General features: G+C 34.7%; 27 protein-coding genes, 1 pseudogene and 1 riboswitch. Of the genes and pseudogenes, 9 read left to right on the top strand and 19 right to left on the bottom strand.

The features are described 5' to 3' along the window. Positions 1-29 precede the first annotated feature (29 nt). A pseudogene (locus tag DN408_RS14040) lies at positions 30-286 on the top strand (IS4 family transposase); the annotation flags it as partial. Positions 287-758: 472 nt separating this feature from the next. On the opposite strand, the gene DN408_RS14035 reads toward DN408_RS14040, so the two are convergent. Both DN408_RS14035 and DN408_RS14030 read right to left on the bottom strand, forming a co-directional pair. Further along, positions 759-1217 carry a hypothetical protein gene (locus DN408_RS14035; RefSeq protein ID WP_002084479.1) on the bottom strand — a complete coding sequence of 153 codons (459 nt, stop codon included), beginning with the start codon at positions 1215-1217 and terminating at the stop codon, positions 759-761. Positions 1218-1386: 169 nt separating this feature from the next. Next, positions 1387-1812, bottom strand: coding sequence for a hypothetical protein (locus DN408_RS14030; protein WP_002167985.1), 426 nt, complete (start codon positions 1810-1812; stop codon positions 1387-1389). A 246-nt stretch (positions 1813-2058) separates the two neighbouring features. Between DN408_RS14030 and DN408_RS14025 the strand changes: the two genes are divergently transcribed. Continuing rightward, entirely contained in the window at positions 2059-2541 is a 483-nt protein-coding gene (locus DN408_RS14025) for a PRK06770 family protein (protein ID WP_078179226.1), read from the top strand. Between the two features lie 384 nt (positions 2542-2925). Here DN408_RS14025 and DN408_RS14015 read toward each other — a convergent pair whose 3' ends face one another. The 3 genes from DN408_RS14015 to DN408_RS31445 all read right to left on the bottom strand — a co-directional run bounded on the left by DN408_RS14015 (position 2926) and on the right by DN408_RS31445 (position 3690). Then, positions 2926-3201 carry a hypothetical protein gene (locus tag DN408_RS14015; protein ID WP_002084476.1) on the bottom strand — a complete coding sequence of 92 codons (276 nt, stop codon included), beginning with the start codon at positions 3199-3201 and terminating at the stop codon, positions 2926-2928. Between the two features lie 146 nt (positions 3202-3347). Further along, complete coding sequence (locus tag DN408_RS14010) at positions 3348-3560, bottom strand: hypothetical protein (protein ID WP_002128243.1); 213 nt, start codon at positions 3558-3560, stop codon at positions 3348-3350. Then, positions 3550-3690, bottom strand: coding sequence for a hypothetical protein (locus DN408_RS31445; RefSeq protein ID WP_002066118.1), 141 nt, complete (start codon positions 3688-3690; stop codon positions 3550-3552). The genes DN408_RS14010 and DN408_RS31445 overlap by 11 nt, the downstream gene beginning before the upstream one ends. 261 nt (positions 3691-3951) lie before the next feature. Here DN408_RS31445 and DN408_RS31440 point away from each other — a divergent pair, with 261 nt between their 5' ends. Together DN408_RS31440 and DN408_RS14005 are read left to right on the top strand one after the other, a co-directional pair. Beyond that, positions 3952-4101, top strand: coding sequence for a hypothetical protein (locus DN408_RS31440; RefSeq protein WP_002185389.1), 150 nt, complete (start codon positions 3952-3954; stop codon positions 4099-4101). Positions 4102-4218: 117 nt separating this feature from the next. Next, on the top strand, positions 4219-4782 hold the full coding sequence (locus tag DN408_RS14005; protein WP_002128246.1) for a GNAT family N-acetyltransferase: 564 nt from the start codon (positions 4219-4221) through the stop codon (positions 4780-4782). A gap of 271 nt (positions 4783-5053) precedes the next feature. Here DN408_RS14005 and DN408_RS14000 read toward each other — a convergent pair whose 3' ends face one another. Beyond that, positions 5054-5722, bottom strand: a complete 669-nt coding sequence (locus DN408_RS14000; protein ID WP_003190427.1) for a protein kinase family protein — start codon at positions 5720-5722, stop codon at positions 5054-5056. Positions 5723-6125: 403 nt separating this feature from the next. Next, positions 6126-7766 (bottom strand): M20/M25/M40 family metallo-hydrolase, encoded by a 1641-nt coding sequence (locus DN408_RS13995; protein ID WP_002128248.1) that lies wholly within the window; start codon positions 7764-7766, stop codon positions 6126-6128. Between the two features lie 743 nt (positions 7767-8509). Here DN408_RS13995 and DN408_RS13990 point away from each other — a divergent pair. The 3 genes from DN408_RS13990 (at position 8510) to DN408_RS13980 (ending at position 11431) form a co-directional block, all read left to right on the top strand. After that, on the top strand, positions 8510-9439 hold the full coding sequence (locus DN408_RS13990) for a phosphotransferase (protein WP_078178955.1): 930 nt from the start codon (positions 8510-8512) through the stop codon (positions 9437-9439). A gap of 44 nt (positions 9440-9483) precedes the next feature. Further along, positions 9484-9831 (top strand): VOC family protein, encoded by a 348-nt coding sequence (locus tag DN408_RS13985; RefSeq protein ID WP_002033235.1) that lies wholly within the window; start codon positions 9484-9486, stop codon positions 9829-9831. Positions 9832-10084: 253 nt separating this feature from the next. Continuing rightward, a complete protein-coding gene (locus tag DN408_RS13980) occupies positions 10085-11431 on the top strand; it encodes a short-chain fatty acid transporter (protein WP_002033241.1) in 1347 nt (448 codons plus the stop codon). A 40-nt stretch (positions 11432-11471) separates the two neighbouring features. On the opposite strand, the gene DN408_RS13975 is transcribed toward DN408_RS13980, so the two are convergent. The 4 genes from DN408_RS13975 to DN408_RS13960 all read right to left on the bottom strand — a co-directional run bounded on the left by DN408_RS13975 (position 11472) and on the right by DN408_RS13960 (position 13383). After that, a complete protein-coding gene (locus tag DN408_RS13975; RefSeq protein ID WP_002167980.1) occupies positions 11472-11825 on the bottom strand; it encodes a hypothetical protein in 354 nt (117 codons plus the stop codon). Continuing rightward, positions 11822-12397 carry an NAD(P)H-dependent oxidoreductase gene (locus DN408_RS13970; protein ID WP_016127298.1) on the bottom strand — a complete coding sequence of 192 codons (576 nt, stop codon included), beginning with the start codon at positions 12395-12397 and terminating at the stop codon, positions 11822-11824. Before DN408_RS13970 ends, DN408_RS13975 begins: the two co-directional genes overlap by 4 nt. 22 nt (positions 12398-12419) lie before the next feature. Then, positions 12420-12857: an SWIM zinc finger family protein gene (locus tag DN408_RS13965; protein ID WP_002066108.1), complete on the bottom strand. Its 438-nt coding sequence runs from the start codon at positions 12855-12857 to the stop codon at positions 12420-12422. 205 nt (positions 12858-13062) lie between these two features. Beyond that, positions 13063-13383: a hypothetical protein gene (locus DN408_RS13960; protein ID WP_002110869.1), complete on the bottom strand. Its 321-nt coding sequence runs from the start codon at positions 13381-13383 to the stop codon at positions 13063-13065. A gap of 38 nt (positions 13384-13421) precedes the next feature. Further along, a riboswitch (SAM riboswitch) is annotated at positions 13422-13520 on the bottom strand. A gap of 121 nt (positions 13521-13641) precedes the next feature. Between DN408_RS13960 and DN408_RS13955 the strand changes: the two genes are divergently transcribed. Beyond that, complete coding sequence (locus tag DN408_RS13955) at positions 13642-13833, top strand: hypothetical protein (protein WP_002084448.1); 192 nt, start codon at positions 13642-13644, stop codon at positions 13831-13833. A gap of 31 nt (positions 13834-13864) precedes the next feature. On the opposite strand, the gene DN408_RS13950 is transcribed toward DN408_RS13955, so the two are convergent. The 7 genes from DN408_RS13950 to rraA form a co-directional block, all read right to left on the bottom strand. Continuing rightward, positions 13865-14587, bottom strand: a complete 723-nt coding sequence (locus DN408_RS13950) for a YwiC-like family protein (RefSeq protein WP_147740219.1) — start codon at positions 14585-14587, stop codon at positions 13865-13867. Between the two features lie 184 nt (positions 14588-14771). Beyond that, positions 14772-15473 carry an ECF transporter S component gene (locus DN408_RS13945; RefSeq protein ID WP_002167975.1) on the bottom strand — a complete coding sequence of 234 codons (702 nt, stop codon included), beginning with the start codon at positions 15471-15473 and terminating at the stop codon, positions 14772-14774. Next, entirely contained in the window at positions 15446-17107 is a 1662-nt protein-coding gene (locus tag DN408_RS13940) for an ABC transporter ATP-binding protein (RefSeq protein WP_078422363.1), read from the bottom strand. Before DN408_RS13940 ends, DN408_RS13945 begins: the two co-directional genes overlap by 28 nt. Then, positions 17080-17958 carry an energy-coupling factor transporter transmembrane component T gene (locus tag DN408_RS13935; RefSeq protein ID WP_147740218.1) on the bottom strand — a complete coding sequence of 293 codons (879 nt, stop codon included), beginning with the start codon at positions 17956-17958 and terminating at the stop codon, positions 17080-17082. Before DN408_RS13935 ends, DN408_RS13940 begins: the two co-directional genes overlap by 28 nt. A 23-nt stretch (positions 17959-17981) precedes the next feature. After that, entirely contained in the window at positions 17982-18800 is an 819-nt protein-coding gene (locus tag DN408_RS13930; RefSeq protein WP_016127302.1) for a DUF4430 domain-containing protein, read from the bottom strand. 123 nt (positions 18801-18923) lie between these two features. Next, positions 18924-20708, bottom strand: coding sequence for a DUF4430 domain-containing protein (locus DN408_RS13925; protein ID WP_016127303.1), 1785 nt, complete (start codon positions 20706-20708; stop codon positions 18924-18926). A gap of 395 nt (positions 20709-21103) precedes the next feature. Continuing rightward, a complete protein-coding gene (gene rraA / locus DN408_RS13920) occupies positions 21104-21589 on the bottom strand; it encodes a ribonuclease E activity regulator RraA (protein ID WP_002185379.1) in 486 nt (161 codons plus the stop codon). Between the two features lie 198 nt (positions 21590-21787). On the opposite strand from rraA, the gene DN408_RS13915 reads away from it, so the two are divergent. After that, positions 21788-23218 (top strand): YfcC family protein, encoded by a 1431-nt coding sequence (locus tag DN408_RS13915; RefSeq protein ID WP_002013955.1) that lies wholly within the window; start codon positions 21788-21790, stop codon positions 23216-23218. Between the two features lie 142 nt (positions 23219-23360). Here the strand turns inward: DN408_RS13915 and DN408_RS13910 are convergent, their stop codons facing one another. After that, entirely contained in the window at positions 23361-24188 is an 828-nt protein-coding gene (locus tag DN408_RS13910; RefSeq protein ID WP_002033283.1) for an endonuclease I family protein, read from the bottom strand. Between the last annotated feature and the right edge of the window lie 267 nt (positions 24189-24455).

The following is a 24455-nucleotide window of genomic DNA, read 5'->3' as shown; positions in this document are numbered from 1 at the left end:
CCCTTACGTTCAAAATAGCTTCTGTGTCTCAAATCTGCCAATTAATTCTCATCAAGAGAAAACGAGAATTAAGCGAATATAAAACGATTTATATCATAAAAGATTATTTTCTACTTATTTATGAATCTCTACAAAAAGACACCAAAGAATTAACAAAGATATTGTTTCGTCTGTTTGATCTCTTACAGAAAAACGGACGAAAATCCCATAGGTATGAGAAGAAACCGTCTTTGATATCTTAGGCGTCGTATATAACCTTTCTATGCCTCACAAGCATGTAGCGTAATCCAAAAAATTAAAACCCAATAGGGTTTATCTGGTATGAAAATATTTAAAGAACTTACACTGGATCTTTAGAAAAAAGAAAAAAGCCCATCAAGCTAAGGTTTTGAAGTACCCCCTAAATGAAAATTTTCTTTCTCTACAGTTAGTTTTTTTGAGAAGTCAGCTCATTTTTTTGTTTTTGGGGTGTTTACTTTTCTTAAGTTGATGGATGTGGTCTCACCATACCATTTCGGGAAAATTGTACGTTTAGACACAATCCGGACATATTTTAAGCGTTTTCTGTCCGTTAAGAGACATCTGTCCAGAAAATCTTATGTTTATGAACAGAGGATAAAACTCAATAATAGAATATTAATATTCAATTTTTATATAAAAAAATAAGCTCCGAAGAGCTTATTTTAATAATAATATCAACGCAATTATCAATGATATTATTGATAATACAATCATAAATAATGAAGCTCAGTCATGAGCTATCGCCCTGTTACCGTCATTGCTGCTGTGTAAATTGTATCTACAGAACCGTCAGCACTTACAATTTCAACTTTATAACGGTATGTTCCATTGTCGTAAATGTTTTCTCCATATCCTGTGAAAGTTGAAATTTCATCATTTGCTCCAGCTGGAACCCATTGATTTTGCCAATGGAAGAAAGTATCATATTCTCCCCAGTTGTCTCCATATTTCTTTTCGATGCTGACATTATAATGAATGTCCTCAGCTCGGTTATTTGTAATTCTTGCAATTACGTTTCCACCAAAAGTGTATTCCGTAGCGTGAACTTGAACTGTAACACCATTCACCGTTTCGCTAGGACCACAGATGTAATGACAATCTTCACTTGCTTGTGCTTCAGGTGTGTTAATGTTCATAACCGTCAAACCGCCTAAAGCTAAAGCTACTGTTAATGCAATTGTAGCTAATTTTTTCATGATAATTCCTCCTATTAACCGTTATAAGTGAATGTTTTTGTTTTTACGTATTCATTGCCAGCATAAAAAGATTTCTATGTCTCATTTTTATCACCCTTCAGCTTATATAATTCGACAAATGGTGATAATTTCCTGCAAATAAAATAAAAAAGCACTCCCGCAGGAATACTTATTCAAATTCAATTTCTGTTTTATTGTCTGATGTGAAGTATCTTATGGTTGTTTTGCCGTATTCTTGCAAGCCACTCTGCGCAACGGCATCTTTTAACTTTGTTCTCGTTCTGTAGCCGAAATTTTCCCGTAGGCCTTCGTCTGCATTTGACAATGCTGTTTTGTCAACGAAAACATATAAGACATACAAGTTATTTTCTTTTTTTAATTCACCCGCTGTAACAGTACCGCCGAAATATTCTTTAATTTCTTTGGTTCTACGTTCAAAACTTTTCATCATTCGTGTTTGCTCATCTTTTGGTTGTTCTGTTTTCGCAGTTGTTTGTTGTGCTTTTGGCTTCTCTTTTTGAACCACTTCTTTTTCGCCGCAAGCCGCTAACATTGCAACCGATAAACCAACTGCTAATACTGATTTCTTCATCATTTTAATCCTCCCAATATAAATACCTAAATATTAGTATACTATGAAATTTATTGCTGAATATGAAAAAGATGCCCATTAAGGGGTACCGCCACATCGCTATCAAGCTAATATTTTTAACTACCCCCATAACGAAAATTTTATACATCGTTGACTATTGATAATGATACGTTATGTAGACCTCACAGATAGATATGGGCATACAGTTCTTCTTTTATGGTACACTTCAATAAAAGGGGGGTAAGAGGTTTGAAAAAGTGGATTAAAATCACATCAACCTTAGTTATTGCTATAGCAGTTGGTATTTTTACTGGCTACAAAGTCGGTACGTATGCAGGTTCAGACGTTAAGGAAAAGCAGACTGAGAGAATTAAAGGGGAAAAGGTAATACTTGACCTCAACTCTGATCATCATATAATCAATGCAATGCACAAAATGACTCATCAAAAAGTATTATCCCACGAAAAGCAAGGATTTATCAAAATGACTCCAGAAAACATCGAAAAAGTACGTCAAGCGATTGATGAAAGTAATAGTGGAACCTTACAACATAAAGAACAGTACCTTAAGATTTTGGTTCGTTGGTATGAAGGCGATTTCTCTCAATCGGTTGAGGAGCATAATTTATTATGGGAATGGGACAATAGCAGCACTGGTAAAGCATACGAATTAGCGACACCGGAACAAGAAGAAGCATACATTTTAGAACAAGCGAAGTCTGAAAAACAATAAAGGGGTATCGTCACCTCGCTATCAAACTAATAAAAAGAAATGCCCCCTAAAATGAAAAAATACGCTATTCTTTCTGTAGAATCATAGGAAAGGATGGCGTTTCTGTATATTGTTACAAAAAGAATAGCGTTTTTTTCGCTTTATAAATACAATTTCTTTTTCAGTAAAAAATGTGGGTGGTACCCCTCTAATACCCCAGAAGGAAAAGAAGAGTTTGAATTCTTTAACGTACAGGGCGTTCCATATATCATTGTAAAAGATCATGAGAATAACACTCAAAAATCAATTCTTGGATTCAGCACTCAATCATTAGAAGAGGCTATTTTATAATAATCATCCCCCAAAAAAAGAAACGAACAAAAATGTTCGTTTCTTTTTTTGTGTTTAATGCTCAAGAAAACTTATAACCGCATAAGTATATAGAACGACTAGAGCAAAGGCACATATTCCCATAATTATAATCGCTAGTGCGCTTTTCTCTTGTCTAAACCCTATAATTCCAAGAATAAATGCACTCCACATTGTTACCTTAAGCATTGTAGAAAGGTTGGGAATTGAATATCCACTCAACCAGGTAGAGAAACTTACAATTACGGAAAAAGAGAACAAAGTTAGAACAATAGATAATATATTAATGTGCTTCCCATACTTCAGTTGCATTTCGCTACCCCTTTTCTTTTCATTAGTAAATAATAGGTAGATGATTATATTTTTATTTTATTCTAAATTTTCTTGAAAATCTACAACGAAAAGAAGAGGTTGTCCCAAAAGTCGCTGGATAGTTACTTTTAGGTAACCTCTTTTCTTTATTTTTTACTTTCCTCTAGTTTAGAGATACTCGCTTCTTTTTCAGGTAACGTATCAACAAAATCCTTTTGAGATTTTAATAAGTCAGATTGTTGTATCCAATCCATAAGATCATCTAAAGATTTACGGGCTTCTTTTACATCGCCAGTAATATCATTCATGTTCAGCTTATTAAATGTAGCTAAAAATTCTTGTTGAATCTCACCTTGCAATGCATTGCTTTGTTAATTCTTTATTTTCATCACTTTTTGCCTTTTGAACATTATTCATAGCTTTCCCGATTTCATGTTTATCAAAAGCATCTTGTGCTTTCTTTAAATTTTTCAAGTTCTTCACGTTCACGCGGAGACAATTTTTCTAGTAGGGGTACCCCCCCATCACCATCAAGCTAAGAAATGCAAAAGATAAAAATTGTAAGCCAATAGATAAAAAAATAATAATTCCTTATTCAACTAACGCATGCATGAGTTAAACAACCTAAGGCTGCTTCGGTAGCCATTTTTTGTACCAACTGGCAGTTTGGTTTTCAATATGTGAAAAGGGATTTCTAAGTGATTAATTGAATATATATTTATTGTTTACTAATTTTTGGGAGGTCCCTTTATGGGAGATAAACTTTACTGTATTGCTACATATCAAGTTCTTAATGAAGAAAGACTAAGAGCTTCGCACGGTTCTGTAATAACTTATAGTAATGCTGTGACGGGATCTCCTGTTAGTGAGATAGGGTGTTTTTTAATTTATTTATCATAATAACGTGCCATGAAATTGCAACTCTCGTCCTCAAGAATTATTTCTTTTGGGTGAAAGTTTTTTTATTATATACGTTTCATTCTGTCATAATTTAAAGTTTTCGAGAGGAGAAATGATATGAATTCTATTTTATTAGATGTTCCGTTACAAATAGAAACAGACAGACTAATTCTTCGAGCACCACTTCAAGCTGGTGACGGGAATGTCGTACACCAAGCTATTAAGGATTCAATTAATGAGTTAAAACAATGGTTGCTTTTATTTCAGTCAATTCCTACTGTTGAAGAAACGGAAATTCTCCTGAGAAATGCCCATATAGATTTTTTGAAAAGAGAAAGCTTTCGCTATCTTATCTATCATAAGGATACTAATGATTTTATTGGAACTGCTAGCCTTCACGGAATTAATTGGAAAATTTCTAAATGTGAAATTGGATACTGGATTAATACGCAATTTAGTGGCAATGGATATATGACAGAGGTAGTAAGTGAGTTAACAAACCTTGGATTTCAGTTACTCAAATTTAGAAGGATTGAAATACGCTGTGAATCTACTAACACTAAAAGTCGTACGATCCCTGAAAAACTAGGTTTTGAGCTTGAAGGGATATTACGTAATGAAGATCTTTCAGCTGACGGTAAAAAACTAACTGATACCTGCATCTATGCAAAGGTAAATTAGATTGAAATTTTAATATTCAATTGCGTCTGTGTACATAGTTTATTCCCCTTCTAATCAATTATTGTGATTTGTTTAGAACTATAGTACATCAATATGTTTAAAATGAAATGTACTGAAATAGGTATATTCTATTGTTACAATCATTTTATAAATAAATTACTTCATGAAGTTATAAAATTAGGACCGTACATATTAGACATATCTAAAATGTACGGTCCTTTTGTTTACTAGTGGTTCACTTATCTAACCTAAAGATAAGTATGTGGTCCTTTTACAATTTGAATTTCTTTTTAAGCTTCTTATATTTTCTATATGAACGTCGAACAATGTTTAACATGAAATACGGTATTTTAACAGGGAAAGGCAATTTATAAATGAAAGGCAAGTAAAATGTAAAATATGCCTTTTCTAAGTCTCTCCACTTACTATCTTCTTTTGTTTTTAAGAAATCAGATACATCGACTACATATCCCCTTCCATTTTCCATCATCACATTTTTTCCGTGAACATCACAAGGAGTTAATCCTTGCTCCCTTGCATACTCTATAGCTTCATTGATATCAAGGATTACCTGCTTAGGAATTTTAATCCCCTTATGAATAGCATCGTATAAGGTAATTTCTTTTAAACGTTTCAATACTATGAAATTTTCTCCTTTATATATAAGATTCGAATAAGAAGGATGATTTCCGATTCTTCGGTATACTTCTGACTCTTTTTCAATTCCTTCTCCTTCTCGCGCGTAAACTTTCACTACCCAATCTTTGTATTCTTTGTGCATAAATACTGCGGCATAATTACCTGTCCCTAAACACTTCCAAAGTCTAGGAATATCTTTAACTACTATAGGCTCGAATTCATCCTCACTTCTTATGCTTACCTCTTTTAATAATTCGTCCTTTATCAATCTCACAAAACTATTTATACTCATCATTTCCACTCCGGTTTTGCTACAAGGGGTACTACCCCATACCCATCAAGTTAAAAAGTACATTCTTCCCTAATACGAAAAAAATGAGCAGACTTCACTAAGTAACTAACTTTAGCGAAATAAATTTTTCATTTAGGGGGGTACTTCAAAATCTTAAAATGGATATTCTACGCAAATATATATTATTGATACAATAAGTTATGTTAACTTCACATAATTATATTATACAAAAACTCAGCAAATACCGTTACAAAAAGTGTACAAGCCATATCTACTCTCTCTAAATAGTTTATTGCGAATCTATTTTAAGGAGAATTCTTACATCACAATTTCATAAATCTAAGGTTTCAAACTATTCATTACGAAAAAAAGACCGTATCACTACGGTCCTTTTCTCGCTCTTATGCAAATACTATGACTGTGTAACTTTATTAGAAACAAGTAGTTTTTCAATACATATAGGTAACATATCTAATAACGTTTCAAATGCGTAATTTACGTCCAGACGCTCCGTCCATTGATGTGCATCTTTTCCTACTGGTCCCATATTTAATACTGGAACGTCAAACTCTTCTAATTCCTGAAGTGGAATCGAATAACCTTTATCCCATAATGGCATATTGTCGACAAGAGAACTCATTGAATCCAATGGGTTTTGTAAGCCAACATAGCTTAAATCTGAAATTCCCCCAAAATAATTTTGATTTTCAAATGTAATGCTATGATTATAGTGGGCATACTTTTCCATTTCTACAACTACCTCTCTAATTAAAGGATTGTTGCGTGAACTCACAGCTGGATAGTATGGCGGCGCAAAGAAAAGTACAATCATTGGAGCCTTTTCTTTACATAAGATAGCTAATTTGTCTACTAAATCAATAGTTACTGCACGATCATCTTTATCTTCTCTATTTTTTATAATATCGGATTGAATTTCATCTATTTTTTCTCTTCCATGTTGTTCAATTGCATAAGCGATAAGCTCTTCATACGTTAATACATTTACTTTAAGATTAGGCGGTATGAACGGATTATACTTAGAAAAATGATACGCTCGCTCCTCATACGATTCTTCAATTTTCTCTGCTACTTTCGTTACTTTTTGGCGTAACAATGAAACTACATCTGTCATCGTTTTTTCTAGTAAAAACAAGTTAAATAACGTGACTGCACGATGAGGAATTTGTACAGAATAATCCTCCTTTAAATCTCTTTGAAGCAAGTTAGTTGGTGGAGGACTTGCTTCACCATCTACAATATCGCAAAGGTCCGTATTCAACTCTAATTCAGCTGTTAATAATGCAGCCATATAGCTCCCATTTAATCCTGCAAAAGGTTCGCCTACATGTGTCTCTTTTCCATAGCAAAGGAAACCAGGTAACACCTTCCCAATAGAACCAGTATAAATATACTTATTTTGGTCACCAGGATGTCTTGAAAACATAGGCTCTGAATTTAGGACCGTTTTATACTCTAAGTCATGTTCTTTTGCTAGGTCTAATAATCTTGGAACAGCAGCTCTCATCCCTACAGAGTTCACTTCTTCATCTGGAACAGCCAATAAAAGAACATTCCCATCAAATCTTCCTTCACAAGCTTGCTCAACCATCGCCATTTGTAAAGCTAGACCACATTTCATGTCCATCGTTCCTCTACCAAATAGCCAATCTCCTTGTTCAATATCTTCACGTACATGATCTGGTAGCTCATCTTTATGAGAATAAAACATAGATGTTAATTTTTTAGGGTTAAATGCATCTTCTTTCCACACTCCATAATCTTGTACATCTACAACATCAAAGTGACTAACAAGAATTACAGTATTTTTCGTACTATCACTTTTCTTTACTAGAGCTGTAACAAAATATCGTCCATCCCCCGTTGGATTTTTTTGTAAATGATGCGGATTTTGTTTGAAATACTGTAAGTCAGATAATTGTTCTACAACAAAGTCTGGCAATATAACTTCAGCTTCTGAACCTGTAATACTAGGAATTTCAACAAGATTGCTTAATAATTGAACCAATTGTTCTTTAGATTGCCACTTTGACATATAAATCCCCCTATTTTTCCGCATTATGAAAATCAATTCCAATATATGAATAAAAAATGACGACAGCTATCAAAATTATAATTTTGCCGTTTGGCAAGCTTATGGTTCTTTTCATTTGCGGCAAACATATGCTTCCAGGATTTGAAGAATATGTTTAATATCGCTTTTAAATAAAGTCACGGTGTTTATTTAAAAGACGCGATGTTTTGTCCCTTTGGATCTGTTTATCTAAAGAGAGGTTTTTATAGTGAAAAGAAAATCTGAACTGAAAGACGTATTAAGAAACTGCTGAGTAGCAATAAAGTTACTCCACTAAAGGGCGAGATTGTTGAGGAACGTTTTCAGGAAATTAGATTATTCGAGTTTGAATATATCATTGAGATTGTGAAGGTTTTTTACTTAAACTGACGGGGCAGTAATACTCAATTAAAAATAATGGTAAAGTTAGTGAAAAGAAGAAGGATTAAAAATCGTATAGATTCATTGTAATACATTTTAAGTTTTTGTGTGGCGAGGTATTTGAGAAGTAAGAATGATTTCATCAAAAAAACATTGAAGCTCCAACGGGTTTTTATATGACTATTTTTCCAGACACAATCTAACATCATAACAAATTATAAATAAACAGTCTATACTTTTGGTTAGATTTTTTATATAGTTTGATTGACAGTAAAACCTAAGAAAAGGGGTGTTATTCATTGAGAATCACTTGTCACCTTGATCAATCTGATTTACAGGAGTATATGCAAAAAGTCTTTGGTACCAATTATTTGGTTTCTAGTGTAACGAAAATGCATGGCGGTGCACAAAAGGTAGTCTATAAGATTGACTGCAGCAATGGATTTTCCTGCGTTCTGTATGTTTGGGATCTTACTATGAATTATTTTCAAGAAGAAATAGCAAACCGAGATATACATGAGCACTCCTATAGTAGTGATTTATTTGAATTAAATAACAAGTATTTAATTCAACAAGGAATTCAAACCCCCCTTCTATATGATCTGAATAAGGAAAGAAACCGTTATCCTTATGATTATGCTCTCGTTGAATATGTAAATGGACAAAAGGCAGAAGTTTATTTTCAACATTCCGATTCATATGTTAAAGATAAAGTGTTTCAGCGGATAGGAGATATGCTGGCAGACATGCATGCCAACGAGAGACTTACTCATGGGAAAGCGAATCAAAGTGGGATCAACACGGAAAAATGTCATCACTTGCAAATAAAGAATACAAAAAGAGATTTAGATTACGCATACCAACATATTGACAGCATCAGGGCTAGTCATAGCAATCTACTCGATACATTGTACGAGCTTGAATCAAAAATTGAACCAAGAAGTCGTTATGGATTTATACATGGGGAACTCGGCCCTGATCATGTATTAATTAATGACAAACTAGAACCTTATTTGATTGATATCGAAGGAGCCGAGTTCTTTGATATTGAGCATGAGCACAGTTTTTTGCAGTTCCGATTTGGGGATTATTATCGATATTTAAAGAATGATACTCTCGACCCCAACAGGATGTTATTCTATCGATTCCATCATCATATATCCTTAACTTCAGGCGGGTTGAGATTGCTTCACAGAGGATTTCCGAATCAACAATTTGCAAAAGATCTTACCGATCACCATTCTCGTTGTGCACTGCGTTTTATTGAAGGTTGAACTTATGTCATTAAAAATTTAAAGATAGATAGGAGTTAAATACAATGATAAAAGGTTTCGGAGGAATATTTTGGAGAACTAAAAATCTTGATGTTATAAAAAAATGGTACAGTGAAGTGTTGAAGATTGAAATAGAAAATTGGAACGGGACTGTGATTAAACCCGAATTAGGAACTGAGACTATCTTTTCTTTCTTTGCCGAGAATGATAGTTATTTTCCTACAGAACAACAAGTGATGTTAAATTTCCAAGTACATAATCTAAACGAGACTATTCAGCATCTTGAACAAATTGGCGTACCTCTTGAAAAGAAAGAAGAGATTAGTGAATTTGGAAAGTTTATTTGGATTAAAGATCCTGAAGGGCGATTGATTGAGCTTTGGGAGAAATAGTGGATTTTAATCATTTGCTATTCAGCTAACAAATGCTTTAGTTCAATAAGGTAAATAAAAAAGTGCACCTCCGATTATTAGACACAGTCTAACAATCGGAGGTGCACTTTTTTAATCCTATCCATTTATTAATAATATCAATCTATCAATAAATTACAATCATCTTGAATGTCTGAATTTTCCGTAAATTAAAGGTTATCCCCCAAACAACCTCGAACATTGTAATAAACATACATAAGGAGGTTGATCTATTTTGTTTCGTTCATTTACAAATGGATGTGTTGCCCTTGTGCAGCGTTTCTTACCAGAACCGTTTATTTTATCATGTTTATTAACTGTTTTCGTTATCTTCTTCGGCATGTTTGCCACGCACCAAACACCGGTCGAAATGATTACGCATTGGGGCAATGGCATTTGGGGACTTCTCGCTTTTTCTATGCAAATGGCTCTTGTACTCGTGACAGGATCTGCATTAGCAAACGCTCCTCTTATTAAAAAAGGATTAACGAGAGCAGCGAAATTACCGAAAACAAATGGACAAGGTATTATTGCTATTTCAATCGTAAGTTTACTAGGAGCATACATAAACTGGGGATTTGGTATTGTTGTATCGGTTTTATATGCAAAAGAAGTGGCCAGACAGTTAGAAGGATTAGATTATAGGTTAGCAATTGCTTCTTCCTACTCTGGATTTCTCATTTGGCATGCAGGCCTTTCTGCTTCTATCCCTCTTACGTTAGCAACTGGCGGCGAAACGTTAATTAAAACGACAGCTGGAAGTATTAAAGAAGCGATTCCAATAACAGAAACGTTATTCTCACCATACGCACTCGTGCCAGTTATTATTTTTCTCGTTACGATGCCTCTCATTAACCGGGCCATGCATCCAGATGAAAAGCATACAATTACTGTAGATCCTAGCGTATTCCATGAAGAAGCTGCCGCTCAAGAAGTAGGGAACAATACGTTCGCTGAAAAAATGGAAAATAGTATGATTATTACACTTTGCATCGGATTATTAGGTCTTATTTATATTTTTAACTATTTTAGTACGAAAGGCTTTAACCTTACACTTGATATCGTTATTTTTATGTTATTAATTGCCGGTCTTATTTTCCACCGTACTCCGATTCAATATATTCGCGCTTTCTCTGACTCAACTAAGAGTGCTTCAGGTATTTTACTTCAGTTTCCGTTCTATGCTGGAATTATGGGGATGATGATTGGAGTAAATAGTGAAGGTCTTTCGCTTGGAGGAGCTATTTCTACTTTCTTTATTAGTATTTCAAATGAAACCACATTCCCGCTCTTTACATTTTTAAGTGCTGGCATTGTAAATATTTTCGTTCCATCTGGAGGCGGTCAATGGGCAGTGCAAGCACCAATTATGATTCCAGCTGGCGCTGAACTTGGTGTACCTGCCGCGAAAACAGCGATGGCAATTGCATGGGGCGATGCTTGGACAAATTTAATTCAACCTTTCTGGGCATTACCGGCATTAGCGATAGCTGGTTTAAGCGCGCGTGATATTATGGGATTTTGTGTTGTTAACTTACTATATGCAGGATTTATCATTAGTCTATGTTTCTTATTTATTTAAACGAAAAGCTAGTTTTATACTAGCTTTTTTATATAATAAATCATTCATTATCTATACAGCTTATTACCTTTCTCCACTCTACCTCTGCATGATTTAATGCTTCATATGTAAACAAATCTTCACATACTTTTTCAATCATATGAGGATTGTTCTTAAGGAAATTCCACTGCAATACTTTAGGAAGAAAATATGTTTCATATTCTTTACTTCCCTTTATCACCTCATCAACTTCTCTTTCACAAATCCCTCTTATTAAATAATCATTTCTTAATTGTATTTGAATTTGTTGAAACGTTTCGCTGTATTTCTTCAATTGGACTAAACAATTAATATACGTACGCAAAAGTTCGTCATCATAATTGCAACACTTTATAATACGATCGATTTCATTCATAATGTACGAGCCGCTTCTTCTATTTGTAACAGCCATTTTTCACGCTTCGTTACTTTACTCGTTTTCACAGATTGAAAAGCAGAACGTTTTATATCGCGAATACCACAAAAACGTAAAACCCCTCTTTTCATCATAATCCAATCCGCTGATCGATATAATAGGGCCACGTACCATAACGGTGAGTCTAACGTATTAATAACCCATGCTTTCTTTCCTTTAAATAAGCCTTTCGGTAATGACCCCTCATATTTATAAGCAAATCCAGCTACAAAAATACGATCGATAAATCCTTTTAAAATAGCAGGCATGCCCCACCACCATATCGGATATATGAAAAGAAGAATATCCGCTTTCTGCACTAATTCTCTATATCGCTTCGTCTCTTCTTCATTTAGTAAATCACGTCTTTTCTTCTCTTCATTAAATACAAGCACTGGATCAAATTGTTCTTTATATAAATCAAGTAGCGTAACAGAATGATTTGTTTCCTCAAGTCCTTTTTGCACATGCTCTAAAATTGCCCCATTAAAGCTTGAAGGATTAGGGTGAGCATATATAATAAGTACGTTCACTACAAAACAACTCCCTCTTTAGTTAAAGTTTCTCCTTCTTTAACATCTTCTCTACAATTTGCACATTTTTCGAACTTTGTAACAAACGATTTAATACTGTTAGTAACTCTTCTTTTTCTAAACCTTTCAATTGCTCTTTAACTGTACTCTCACCAGCACCTTGAATTTCATACACAACTGCCGCCATATGTTTACAATAATTTTCATAAGGACACTCGCAGCTACTTTCTGCAAAATCTTCAAGATCAATAATCACTTCATAATTCCCTGCATTTCCAGTAACGAAAGCAAATACTTTCTTGTCGTGTATTTCAACATCTTCTACATGTCCCTCTTCATAATATTCATATCCTCTATCTATAATGTACTTTGGAATCCATTTCATTATATCTTTTAATAAGTATGCATACATCACAACACCTCTTCCTCTAATTCCCTTTTGACTTCCAAAATCCTGCATGTTATTCTAATAACTGTCAAGTAGCGAGTCTACGTGACAAAACGACTGACACCTATTCGGCGGAGGTGTCTCTTTTCATTTGCAGCCGATATGAAGTGCCTCTTTCAGGCACATTCAATCTTTGACACTACACACTCAACACCATTCCCTTGTATCAGGCTGCTTTAGCAGTCTTTTACTCTACATACTTCAAAAAAAAGAGAGCTCAGCTCCCTTTTCCCGCCTTATAAAATACCCCTTTTTCAGCATAGCGATATTCATCATCAGCTAAAGTAATTTTCCCATCCAGTTTGAGTTCATCTAATAGTCTTGATAAATAAAATTGATGTAACATTTTTTTAGTGAATTTTCCTTCATGATGCGAAACGATATGTTCTTGAATATCTAACAATGATATTGGCTTATCTTGCTCTATCATATATTCATAAACTGTACTACGCAGTTTTACGTATTTTTCGAGTGTCACAGTACTTCGCAACCCCTTTCTTCTTATTATATGTTTTCGTAATCGGTTTTTTTGCAACAAAAAAACCTCTCCGATAAGAAGAAGTTACGTATATCTTCGTCTTATCTCCCAGAACAAATATGTTCTGCTGGAATTAGCACCTGCATCGCGGTTGCTGGGTTTCATCGGGCCAGTCCCTCCACCTCTCTGGATAAGAAAATATTCACTTTAAATTTAACTATACGTAATTTTATTATAATTGTCAAATAAATATAAAAAATTATATTTTCTTCTTTATTGTTCATACTACAAAAAGATGTACAAAAGGAGGCTACTACTTTGAAAAAGAATGCTCGTGGATACGTACAAGATTCTTTTCATTCCTTACAAGAAGCGAAACATTGTTTAGAAGATGCATTACAAACTGTTGAAGAAGATTTTAATCGCGCACGTATTGAACAATCCCTTTACGCTGTAGAGCAAGCTCTTCAACGTTGCGATTACACCGTTCACATTTTAGAACAAGAATGAAAACTTCCCATCAAAAGATGGGAAGTTTTTTTCAAATGGCATACTTCATCATTATTACCGTTATTATTAAAAAATATACAGAATTAACAATTTCTAAAATCCCTACTTTTAATATAGAAATCTTTTTGCCATACAACATAATGGCCCGAATTACACTTGGTACCAATATGAGTGAACACCATGGATTTATAGCAAATACAATTACCGTTAATACAATATGGTATCCCCAAGATATAAAACGATACTTCGGATTATTTTTTTCACGAATCATCGTTTTTACATAAAACGTACTTCCTAAAAAATATAGAAATGAAATAAGCGCAATGAATAATGCTGTTTTATCTATGAATTTCACGGAGAAATAATAACTGATTAAACCACCTATACAAAACACTATAATCGCACAAACATCATTTAGTAATGCTCGTTCATTTTTTTGACGAGCGTAATACATATTTACAATAAACAATGGAATCATTAATACTGCGAATAAAAGAATTCGCCATTCATATAATAAAGAAATCATCCCAAATACAAATGCAATGATAAAATAAATAATTGCAGCGTGTAGAAATTCTTTTTTTCGTCTTTGCCTTATGTACATGAGAAATGGATAAGTAGCTAGATAGATAAAGAACCAGGCTAAAAACAATGGGATATGATAAAAAGTAGGTTTACCAAGTAATACACTTAATAGAAATGGTATGACAAGCATCGCCCATGCTCCATGTTGCTTCGGAATAACTAACTTCATTAACTATACACCTCCCTCTTGAAAATAGTTCTCACCTACTATTATACAAATAAACTCATATAATAACGGACATATATTGAATCTATTTTTTGACAATAAAAAATGCTCCTTACAATATGTAAGAAGCATGAAAGAGGCAAACGAATATGTAAGTCGCGACCCTACCTTATATGAGTATGCTTTTCTATGTCACGTTATGCTCATCTAATATACCGTATTTCTTTTTAAATCTTGTGAGGATCGTAATCCATGACGTACTAAATAGCAGAAGGAAAATAACATTCGATATCGCGTGACTCAGATCAAAGTAAAAACTTGCGACATAGTAAGCAATAACTGTTTCCCACGTTGCTTCCTGTATAAAACCAAGAAGACCCCAAAAATTCATAATCCAGCCAAATAGAAATCCAACGGCAAATCCGTACAACAGTCTTCCCCACAGTTTTTTCATTAAAAATGTATTACGTAATAGTCCTGCTATAAACCCGATCATGCCCCAAGAGAACATTTGCCACGGCGTCCACGGACCTTGTCCTAAAAAAATATTAGATACAATAGCCGCCGTTGCCCCAATCATAAAGCCAGTTTCACTCCCAAAAACAATTGCAGAAACGATAATGACAAAAGAAGTCGGTTGTACACTTGGTAAAATAGAAAATGGTACCCGGCTAACCGCTGCAATCGCCGCTAACACTGCAACGATAACAATTTCACGTGAAACAAACGCCTTCCTTTCAAAACGAACATAGAAAGGTAACATAATGACAGCTAATAAAAACAAACTACTTACCATGTAATACCCGTCCATAATAAAAGTCGTAAAGAGTAGTGTACATATTACAACAGCAAAAATAAATATTATGAATGCAACATATCGTTTGGACACGCTTCGTACACATCCTCCCACGTTAATGCAAATGGCAACTCTCTACGGATGAATCGATTAATAGATGTTGTATAAAAGAAGTTACCACTAAAGAACTCTTTCGGTGCATCATTCATAATGACTTTCCCGTCAAATAACATCATGCACTGATCAACGTATTTCGCTGCAAACTCAATATCATGCGTTGCCATTACAATTGTTGTACCTTCTTTTTGCAACTGTTTAAATAGCTCTCCTACTCTTTCCTTTTTCCATGGATCTAGTCCCTTTGTCGGCTCATCAAGTAATAATAAAGTTGGCTTTGATAATAACGTTGTACATAATGCGAGTAATTGTTGCTCTCCGCCGCTACAATCATGTGGATGGCGCTCTTTAAGTGAATCTAACCAGAACTTTTTCAACATTTCTTCTGCTATTGTTTTTCCCTCTTCACCATATAATTCACGCGCACGCTCATAAACCTCTTCCCATACTGTATCAAAAGTAAAATGATAGTACGGATATTGCGATACGTACCCTATACTTTTAAATCGTTCTTTCGAATCAATTTTATGTACCACTTTCCCATTCCACTTTACCTTACCTCTTCTAGCTTTTTGCAATCCTGCTAAAATCGTTAACAGTGTAGACTTCCCTGTTCCGTTTTTCCCAACTAGAGCTGTCCATTTTCCCTTTTCGATGTTCACTGTTAAATCTCGTAAAATAAGTGGACTATTTTTTTCATATTGAAAAGATATATGTTCTGCACTTAAAATTACATCTCGCTTTTCACATTGTTCTACTTGCCCATTCCTATATGATATCGCTGAAAAATCATTCATTTTCATTTGTGCTTCTCGCACTGTAAATGGAATCTCTTTCACATTCCACTCTAAAAACAATCTTGGAATTTGCGGAATGAATGGACGAAACTTTTCTACTTCCCACATGTTCACTATCACACTTTTAGAAGTACCATCATAAATGATTCTGCCATTATCCATACAAACAACGCGTGTTGCGAGCGGTATAACTTCATCTAAACGATGTTCACTTAAAATAATCGTAATTCCAAGTTCTTCATTAATACGTTTTAATAATCCTAAAAACTCTTTCGCAGCAATCGGATCTAGTTGTGCTGTCGGTTCATCCAGTAATAATAGTTTCGGCTGCATGACTAACACCGCAGCTAAATTTACAAGTTGTTTTTGACCACCAGATAAAGTATGAACAGATTGATGTAACAAATCTTGAAATCCTAAAAAGCTAATGAGTTCCGCTATTCTTTGTTGAATAATATGTGATGGTAATCCGATATTTTCTAAAGAGAATGCTAATTCTTGAATAACGGTATCCATTACGATCTGATTTTCTGGATTTTGAAATACCATACCAATTTCTTGGGCAGATAATAAATCTGGTACTTCTTCTAATAAAGCACCATCATAATATGTATGTCCAGAACGCGTGCCAATTGGAAGTAACTCCTTTTTAAAATGTTTTAATAAAGTTGTCTTCCCAGAACCTGAACCGCCAGCAAGTACTATAAATTCTCCTTTTTGAACAGAAAGAGAAATATGCTGTAACGCTTCTTCATTTTCATCAATATATATAAATGATAAATTCTTCATTTCTGCATGCGCCACCATATCCATTCCCTTCCTTCCATCATAATTGGTAAACTAACAAACATCATAAATAATATAAACATAATTCCATCGTATTGCTGGAACAGTATTGATTCCACTTTCGGATAGATAATCAATTTCCCTCCGCCATAATAACTAAATATAAATGAAGTTATTAATAGAAAAACTAAATAACTTAGCGTATACAAATCACGTCTTTCCATTCTATATCGAATATATGTCGTACGTTTCGTTACACCAAACCCACGAGCTTGCATAGAATCTGCTGTTTGTAGTGCATCATCTAACGAACAAACTAATAACACTTGCAGTAATTTCATTCCATTTTTTATACGCTCAATGAGTGAACCTGAATCTAATTGCACACCTTTCGTTTTTTGGACGAGTGTAATTTTCTTTAACCGCCTAATAAACAAAGGAACAAACCTCACTGTAATCATCGTTAACAATGCTACTTTCGGTGAAATTCTTGAAAATAAATATAAAAATTTATGACTCGAAATAATATCGTTATAAGAAGCAAACGTAAACATAATCGCAACTAATAATAAACCCATAACAAGTCCATACATACAGGCCTCAAGCTTAATCCGGCTATCTCCTAAATAAAATAACATAGTCGCTCCTCTATGCGTTAATAAAGAGTTAAATAAAATAACCATCAAAAAGAATACGATAGTACTAGGTAGCATCTTTCTTATTTTCTCACCATTTCCCTGTACTATATTTAAGATTATAATTAGTATAATCGCTCCAATTAAAAAAAGAGGATGAAGACACATCATACATAGTATCATCACCCCAATATAATAGAAAAAATTAACAAAAGGATGTAAAGAAGAAAAGCTTATTTTCATAGTCCTTTACCGAAGATCCTTTCCTATTTTAATACAAACACCCACTCGATTGTATCGCCTGGTTTTACTTTAACTACACCAGCACTATAGTTTGGAAAAGCACCGTTCACACGATATTTCCAGCCACTAGTAGCAGTAATATCTTTCTCGTATAAATTATTAATACCTTTTACATAAATATCACCTTTAGAGCCCATTGCATCAATCTCTAATCCTGTGCCCGTGAGCACACTGTAAACTGTGTCGCCTTCTTGTACATCAACCTTTTTCGCACCTAATAAGTACCCTTCATTTCCTTTTACGGAGATAGTAACTTGTTTTGCTTTAGGTACTGGTACTGGTACTGGTACTACATCTGGTGGTACCGGTGTTGGCGGAGCTGGTAGATTATTGTTCTCTTCTGGATTTTTCTTTTGCTCCTGCTTCGGTGTTTCTTTGGGCTGATTCACAACCTTTGCTTCTTCTTTTACTTCAGGTGCTTTCGGCTGCTGGGGTTTCTCTTCTTGTACTTTTTGTTGCTCTGGTTGTTTATTTGCAGCAGGCTGTTCCTTTGGTTTCTCTTCTTTCTTTACTTCAGGTTGTTCCTGCGCTTTTTCTTCTTTCGGTTTCTCTTCTACTTTTTGTTCTTGTTTATCTTTCTGCTCTTCTTGTTGTTTCTGTTCCGGTTCAGCTTGCTTCTCTTCTGGTTTCGGTACATCTTTTTGTTCTTCCTGTTTCGCTACTTCTTTTTGCTCTTCTTGCTTCGGTTCTGCCTTCTTCTCAGGTTTTACAGCCGTTTCTTCACATCCGGCTAATAATCCCAATGAAAGAACTAAAGAAATGAACCATTTCATCTTACTCATGCTGTCCCTCACCTTTCATATTAAAGTGAAACTTTAATGAGTGGAGATTTTGTTCATCCCCACTCATTATTAGCCCTCACTTTTATAATAAAATTAGGAGCAAATGATTGCTCCTAATTTTTGTTAAGCTGCTTTACGTCTCCATAATACATATGCAGAAGCGATACATAATACACCCATACCTACTTGTGTAGCTGCACTATGAGAAGACGCTCCTGTTTGTGGTAATTGATTCTTATTCTTGTTTGTTTCTTTATTAACTCGTTCGTTATCTACAACAACTTTTAGATTTTCATCTTTTGGTTGTTTTTGTAACTCTTCTTGTTGTTTCGGCTGTTCTACAACTTCTTTTTCTTCTACAGTTGTCTCTGGCTCTACAATTGGTTTCGTATCAATTTCATTCTCTACTACATTTGACCAATCATAAATCGATTTCCCAAGATCTTTAAACTGAAGTAAAGCTAAAAATGCTTGCTCTGTAGCCATTCCGCTACCTTTTTGATCACTTGGTAACCATTTGAACTCACCATTTGGAAGTTGGTATGACATTAAATTTTGTACTGCTTTATTAAGACGAGCTTGATCTACATCTTTAACTAGCGATAGTCCAATAATTGCTTGTGCAGTACTATTAGAATTCTCTTGTCCATCAGCGACAAAACCACCATTACCTAGCTGCTGCTTGTATAAATAATCAACAGCTTTTTGAATAGCTGGCTTTACATCTGCTTGATCTTGATAAGGAGCTAACGCTGCTAATACCATACTTGTTACATCAACGTTACTAGCACTTTCTTTACTACTTGAACTATCATATGTCCAGCCACCGTCTGTATGCTGCGCTTGTAAAAGTGCTTGTACTAAAGCAGCTCGGTTCCATTTTGCTTCGGCCGGAATCTCATATTTCTTTGTATCTAATGCAAGTAATGTAAATGCGTATCCTGTAACGGAATTCACTTTATCTGATTCAAATAAATTTTGTACTAAATTTTGTCCCTCTACCTTTGTAGGATCGACATTCATTGCATTCATCATAATAATCGTTCTAGCTAAATCTGTTGCTGAAAAACGATTTAAACGCTTCTTAACCTTTTCAGCTACTGGCTTAACATAGTTTATTTTCGTTTCAAGCGGAACATTTACACCTGAACGAGCAAGTCCAATCGCAACCCAATCACTACCAATTCCATCTTGTAACATCTTTTCTGACGTTTTAGAAATCGCTTCGTTTAATTGTGCTGCTGGAATTTCGACTTTCTCTTGCTTTGGTTGTTCTGTTACTTTATCTTCTCGTTTACCATCTGGTTTTTCTGTTTTCGGTTCCTCTGGTTTACCATCTGGCTTTTCTGTTTTCGGTTCTTCTGGCTTACCATCTGGTTTTTCTGTTTTCGATTCCTCTGGTTTACCATCTGGCTTTTCTGTTTTCGGTTCCTCTGGTTTTGGCTCTTCTACAGTTTTACAAGTGCCAAATTTATCTAACGTTTGTTGCAACGTTTGTTGACTCATATTGCTCCAGTCTGCAACGTAACGAAATGCAACAACATCCCCAGACTCTAATTTATAACTATCCGCCCCAACTTCTGCAGATTTATCATTTACATCATACAACCAACCGCTCGTTGCTCCGGCCATTAATCCATCGATGCCCTTTATATACGTTCCAAATGACATACTTTCAGATGTTACTTTGTCACCCATAACTTTTTGTAGCAAACTAAAAGCTGTTTCTCCATCTTCAATGGAAACTTCTTTCGGACATAACATAATTCCTTTTTGTGATTCACCAATAATTGCAAGTTTCGCTGTCTTTCCTTCAGCAAACGTAATATGTACTGTATTCGCAAAAGAAACAAATACAAGTGCCACTGCCATTAATGATGTAAGCAGCCATTTCTTTAACATTGCCATCCCAAAATTCCCTCCCTTTACTAACATTCACACAAAAAAAGACCCTTTAAGGGTATGCGGTTGACACTCTCTTTTTGTAAGTGTCGAACAAAAATGTACAACACCTCCTACCCGCATTAACGAGCAGTAAGACCCCCACCTCAAATTCAACGAAAGCAAAGAAGTTAGGTAGGGATCAACTGCCCGTAAATGCCCGATTGGTGAAGGCTAATAATCAGTGGGATGAACAAAATCCCCACTGATTAAAATTTCACTTTATCGTAAATACGATAAACCTATACATTCTACAAATTTTGATTTTCTGTATTATTTTACTATTGACAAAGAATTTTGTCCATGCTTTATCGGATTTATTTTCTAAGAATAATAGCTTAATAGCCTTCCATTATTAGAAGTCATCCCTCACTATGTAAGCTTTTATCACTAACAATAATTCCATCTTCATCTACATAAACATATTCATTCGGTTTCCATTCAACTTCACCAAATTGCACCGGAATATTTCGCTCTCCTTTTCCTTCTTTTACACTTCTATTTGGCATCGTCCCTAACGCTAAAATACCAATATTAATATTTTTTAATTCACTAGAATCACGAACATATCCATTTACAATAATTCCTGCTAAGTTTCTTTCTTCCGCAATAGCTGCTAAATTATCACCGAGTAACGCGCAATTTTTAGAAGCTCCGCTATCAACAACTAATACTGTTCCTTCTGGCAGTGTTTGTAACCCCTCTTTTACTAGTACATTATCATCCTTCACTTTTACCGTTGCGATTTTTCCATAGAATTGTTCTTTCTTCCCATAAGATTGAAAAGACTGGCGACATATTTGTAATTCCTTTTCAAATTCATCACATAGATCCGTAGTTTTCCACATCTCTTTCCCTCTTTTCTTTTCCTTTTATATTACATATTCTTGGATTTTTTTCGTTTCCCTGTCTAATGTTGCAACAATTTGTATGTGTAAGAAAAGGACAGAAAAACTATTGCCTTAAGAAGCCACCTTTATTATAATCTATTTCACAGATAAATTTCAGAATATTAAAAATTAACCAAGTGAAAAAGGAGGGGTTTTATGCAATTACAGACCGAGGCAAAAAAACAGCCTAGTAAACGAAAGTTTAAAATGCCTGACGCGTACGTACTACTATTTTTTATTGCTTTACTTTGTGCAATAGCTACATATTTCGTTCCTGCTGGAGAATTTAAAAGAGTCACAAACGGTACTGTTACAACGACAATACCAGGAAGTTATCATTCTGTTCCACAATCGCCGGTAGGGTTTGTTTCTTTTTTTACCGCTATTGAAAAAGGAATGACACTTGCTGCTCCTATCATCTTCTTAATTTTATTTACAGGTGGAGCCATTGCAATTCTTGAAAAAACAGGTGCTCTTGACGGTTTAATCTATCATGTAATTAACAAATTTCGGAATCAGCAATTACTTTTCATTTGTATTGTCGCCGCACTCTTTTCTATTCTCGGAACGACTGGTATTATCGTGAACTCAGTTATCGGCTTTATCCCCATCGGCATCATCGTTGCACGCACATTAAAATGGGACGCTATCGTCGGCGTAGCAATTATTTATTTAGGCACTTATGCTGGTTTTAATGCTACTATTTTATCTCCCTCACCTTTAGGCATTTCACAAAAAATCGCAGAACTCCCGATGTTTTCAGGAATTGGTTTACGTACGGCAATTTATATCTCTTTTTTAATTGCTACCATTTTGTATATTAATTGGTATGTAAAACGCTTAAAAAAATCGAATAAAGGAAGCATACTCGGAGATAACTGGTTTCCAAGTAATGCTCTTTCAAGTGAGAAAGAAACAGAGAAAACAGAAGTTCCTTGGACAATACGTCATAAATTAATTTTACTCGTTTCAGCTTTATCATTAATTGCATTTTTAATAGGCGCTTTTCGTCTACATTGGACGGACGCAGAAATGACCGCTACTTTTATATTCATAGCAATTACAGCGGGAATAATAGGTGGTATGAAAGCAAACGATATCGCTTCTACTTTTCTAGCAGGCTGCCAAAATCTCATATACGGTGCTTTGATCGTCGGAATGGCTCGTTGTATTTCAGTCATTTTAGAACAAGGCAAATTACTTGATACAATCGTTAATCAACTCGCACAGTCTCTCGAAGGACATAGCCCTGTATTTGGCGTTCTCGGCATGTATGTAAGTAGTGCCGCATTACATTTCCTCATTTCATCCGGGACAGGAGAATCTGTTATTTTCATTCCGATATTAGCTCCATTAGCCGATTTCATGCATATTACACGCCAAGTTACAGTACAGGCTGTTATGCTTGGAGAAGGTGTAGTGAACTGCCTCAATCCAACTTCCGGTGTTTTAATGGGCGTTCTCGCAGCGAGCGGCATTTCTTATGGAAAATGGATTCGCTTCATGGCTCCACTTGCATTCATTTGGTTTATCATTGGACTTATTTTTCTTATTGTTGGCGTGAATATTGAGTGGGGACCGTATTAAAAGACTCATATTATACTTAACTTAATAAAATATCTATTCTATTCTCCAATCCTATAAAAATCACTTATTCTAGTATAGATATAAACAGGGATTGATCATAGTGATCAATCCCTTCTCTCAAAGCAAAATACCTTTAAATATTTTAATTCCAAATTTTATTTACCCATTCTGGATGATCAATAAAAGGATTACGATTATGTTGATATTTCGTAAAAATCACTTCATTACGCTTTCGCTCTAAATCATCTACCGGATCTTGTTCATTCCATTTTAGTAAAACGGATAGTTTACCCATGTATGGATCTTTATTGTTATTCACCTTTTCATTTAATTCTAAGTCTATTTCGCCGTTGTCTCCTTCATAACGAACAGCCATGTAAAATAGCATTCTAGCGATATCTCCTTTTACACTATCACGAGGTTCCCAAGAATCACTATCGTACTTACATTCTGTCGCTTCTGAATGATTCACACCACCATTATCAAAATCCAGATTTCCACGTGAGCTATTTACAGATACATCCGTCGCTCTTAAATGATGCAAATCTGTTCCAGCTCCTGCAGTCGTTCCAAAATCACCGTGAGATTTTGCCCAAACATGCTCTCGGTTCCAATTATCAACTCCTGAACCATTCGTAAGTTTCCCTTGCGAACGCCCAGTATATAAGAGTAGCACATTGTTTTTATTATTTGGATCTTCATCAGTATCTCTTAGTGCTTCCCAAACCGCACTGTATGATAACTTTGTATGATCATCAATAATATTATGAAGTTCCTTCTTTAATTCTAAACCCATTTTTCCTATTGCATTATTATAATATGTATCGTCATAGCTTTTTACAATAATCTCTTGTGGTGATGCAGAAGCTACTTCACCGTGTATGATATCTGTGAATGATAGAGATGCAGTACCTAAAATAAAAAATGAAGATAGTGTAACCATAGCAAGCCTTGTATTTCTAAACTTCATATACCCATTTCCCCTTTAAAATATAATTTGAAGCTATTAACTAAAAAATGCTTTCTAGCCCCCAAAAACTTTTAGAAAGCCATACCCATCCTTTTCTTTTTATTTAATACAAAACTCTATTGAGTCTGTATTATTTCCACACTTTTTGTTTATCTACTTTTCACAAGGAATATCCTTCTCTAGTAAAGATTATTAAAATATTCTTTACAATTAAAAAGTAGTTTAATGTTAACTTATAAATTTCAATTTTTTTATGCAATTATGCAT

This window comes from Bacillus sp. AR13-1 (assembly GCF_008042285.1).
Classification (GTDB): Bacteria; Bacillota; Bacilli; order Bacillales; family Bacillaceae_G; genus Bacillus_A; species Bacillus_A mycoides.
This window is presented reverse-complemented; position numbering and strand designations above follow the sequence as displayed.

Excerpts from the sequence above, each read along its gene's own strand:
- DN408_RS13950 (WP_147740219.1), bottom strand. The coding sequence starts at position 14,587 with ATGAAGTTAGTTATTCCGAAGCAACATGGAGCATGGGCGATGCTTGTC.
- DN408_RS14015 (WP_002084476.1), bottom strand. The coding sequence starts at position 3,201 with ATGCAACTGAAGTATGGGAAGCACATTAATATATTATCTATTGTTCTA.
- DN408_RS14030 (WP_002167985.1), bottom strand. The coding sequence starts at position 1,812 with ATGATGAAGAAATCAGTATTAGCAGTTGGTTTATCGGTTGCAATGTTA.
- DN408_RS13940 (WP_078422363.1), bottom strand. The coding sequence starts at position 17,107 with ATGGATATGGTGGCGCATGCAGAAATGAAGAATTTATCATTTATATAT.
- DN408_RS14035 (WP_002084479.1), bottom strand. The coding sequence starts at position 1,217 with ATGAAAAAATTAGCTACAATTGCATTAACAGTAGCTTTAGCTTTAGGC.
- DN408_RS13985 (WP_002033235.1), top strand. The coding sequence starts at position 9,484 with ATGATAAAAGGTTTCGGAGGAATATTTTGGAGAACTAAAAATCTTGAT.
- DN408_RS13935 (WP_147740218.1), bottom strand. The coding sequence starts at position 17,958 with ATGAAAATAAGCTTTTCTTCTTTACATCCTTTTGTTAATTTTTTCTAT.
- DN408_RS13990 (WP_078178955.1), top strand. The coding sequence starts at position 8,510 with ATGCAAAAAGTCTTTGGTACCAATTATTTGGTTTCTAGTGTAACGAAA.
- DN408_RS13965 (WP_002066108.1), bottom strand. The coding sequence starts at position 12,857 with ATGCAGGATTTTGGAAGTCAAAAGGGAATTAGAGGAAGAGGTGTTGTG.
- DN408_RS13930 (WP_016127302.1), bottom strand. The coding sequence starts at position 18,800 with ATGAGTAAGATGAAATGGTTCATTTCTTTAGTTCTTTCATTGGGATTA.
- rraA (WP_002185379.1), bottom strand. The coding sequence starts at position 21,589 with ATGTGGAAAACTACGGATCTATGTGATGAATTTGAAAAGGAATTACAA.
- DN408_RS14005 (WP_002128246.1), top strand. The coding sequence starts at position 4,219 with ATGAATTCTATTTTATTAGATGTTCCGTTACAAATAGAAACAGACAGA.
- DN408_RS13975 (WP_002167980.1), bottom strand. The coding sequence starts at position 11,825 with ATGAATGAAATCGATCGTATTATAAAGTGTTGCAATTATGATGACGAA.
- DN408_RS13915 (WP_002013955.1), top strand. The coding sequence starts at position 21,788 with ATGCAATTACAGACCGAGGCAAAAAAACAGCCTAGTAAACGAAAGTTT.
- DN408_RS31440 (WP_002185389.1), top strand. The coding sequence starts at position 3,952 with ATGGGAGATAAACTTTACTGTATTGCTACATATCAAGTTCTTAATGAA.
- DN408_RS13995 (WP_002128248.1), bottom strand. The coding sequence starts at position 7,766 with ATGTCAAAGTGGCAATCTAAAGAACAATTGGTTCAATTATTAAGCAAT.
- DN408_RS13925 (WP_016127303.1), bottom strand. The coding sequence starts at position 20,708 with ATGGCAATGTTAAAGAAATGGCTGCTTACATCATTAATGGCAGTGGCA.
- DN408_RS13910 (WP_002033283.1), bottom strand. The coding sequence starts at position 24,188 with ATGAAGTTTAGAAATACAAGGCTTGCTATGGTTACACTATCTTCATTT.